Consider the following 1,899-nt stretch of genomic DNA (forward strand, 5'->3'; position numbering starts at 1 on the left):
TCTTAGTTATCTAGGACAGCTTCTTTCTTTTAGTTGTGGTACGCCGCCCATGCGGATCGCATAGCGGCCATCGGTCTGTCGGCTGGGCCGGACCAGGCATAATGCTTTCCATCGTATTCAAACTCGATCACGTATGTGCCGTCACCGTTGTTTTTTGCCGGTTTAAATATGGGTTTTGGTGCAGCCGGTTGGCGTTCTTCTGGTTCTTCCTGTTCGTCATGCGGCTGGCCGTTCTTTTTATCCAGCTCTATTTCATCGTCGTCAAGATCATCATCCTGGGAATCATCGTCTGGTCCGTCGATTGGCTCAACGGCATCATCATCTGGCAGGATGATCGCCGGCGTTTCAACCTTCAGTTGCCACTGGCCATTTTTGCCAACGAACTGCTCCAGCGCGTCAGCTGCAAATTCCAGGTACCGGGAAATCATCGTCGGACTGAATTTAAAGGCTCTTAGCGTGCTGTTTGTGATTTTCACAGAAGGGTCCTGCTCTACCAGCTGCTTAACGGTTTCGTGCAAGCTTACACCAGCGTCGCCTCTGGCGAATCCGGGCATAGCTTCATCCAGTTGCTGGAGAGCCACCAGCCGGCTGTTTTCGTTCCCAACATGTGGACGCCATGTTCTGGAGAAATTGGCCAGCTTGAACTGTTTGTAGTGCAGTTGGGTATTTTCGTCGTCGTGACCGAGTATCTCCATGAAGAACACGTCTTCATCGACGTTTTTCCACCGTGGATCGACGCGGAAGAACATTTCATATGCGATACGGGCGTAAATAGCGCGGCTATCTTTATAAACGCGGCGGTCATCACCGAAGAATGATTTAACCCAGGGGTTGAAGGCCTTTGCTAAAATAGCGTTAATTCTTCCGTTCTCTGACCTTGTGTCGTTTTCGCCATATCCTTTAACTACGTCATCAAAGTCAGAAGCAGCACGACAGGAGCGTAATTCATTTAATAATCCAACAAATAGCTTAGCTTCACAGAGTGTATAAATCTTTTTTGATATACTTTTATCTTCAGAGCGTTTCTTAGCCTGACCGGAAAAATCCACGGTATATCTTCCTGATACCGTAAATTTTCCTTGAAACATTATCTCAATCATTCTTCGGCCTGATACTGCTGCCAGAGCAAAGGCTAAAGGAGCCATGCCAGAACGACTGTTTAAGCTAAATAAAGCACTAGGACTATTTAAGATGTCATAAATGGACTGCATATATGTTGGGTAGTCAATAATGACTACATTGCGCTTCTTATCACGCAGTACATCGGCCCATCGCTGTTGTATAGAGGTTCTTTCCGCAGGGCTTAGTTGCAGATGGTATAGAACCTCATGGTTAACCTTAAGCTGGCTAAGGTCTTCTAACAAAGAGGAACCTTGCTGGAACAATTTATAAAGGTAATCACGACTGTTTTTCCAATTTTCACTGGTTAAATCGCTAATAGCAAAACTCCAGTCGGGGTATTTTGGGGTTAATTTTATTAACTTAGCCTTGCTGCTTTTAGTACCAAATTTAAAATTTGATAATTCTTCGGCAAGAGGCATTATTAATTTTAATTTTGATTGAAGCGCTGACATGTGCTGGCGGATAGTTGCAGCAGGCATAGACAGCCATGAAGAAATTTCTTCACTATAAAGCGGATACTTTTCGGATAATTTGTGAATATTTTTATCAAAGCTATAATGCAACTTATCATCAAAGCGCTTCCTTGCCCTGCTCATATATGCGTTAAAAGTATTTGCAGTTATTCTTTTTTGCAATCCGTTCCCACGGAACTTCCTTTTATCATTGAATAAAGTATTTTTATACCGTGTTGCGGCGGCTTTAATTCTCTTCGTTTTCACACTTTGTGTACGGTCAGAGGAGTCTATTGACTCAACCTCGTTCACGAGCGAATTGATT

Annotated in this window: 1 protein-coding gene; it reads right to left on the reverse strand. The window is 44.0% G+C overall.

Annotated features, from left to right (window positions below; translation table 11 throughout):
- Positions 1–29 precede the first annotated feature (29 nt).
- Positions 30–1,898 (reverse strand): protelomerase family protein, encoded by a 1,869-nt coding sequence (locus BBW68_RS13580; protein WP_070135755.1) that lies wholly within the window; start codon positions 1,896–1,898, stop codon positions 30–32.
- Position 1,899 lies beyond the last annotated feature (1 nt).

It is taken from the genome of Candidatus Erwinia dacicola (assembly GCF_001756855.1).
Taxonomy (GTDB): Bacteria; Pseudomonadota; Gammaproteobacteria; order Enterobacterales; family Enterobacteriaceae; genus Erwinia; species Erwinia dacicola.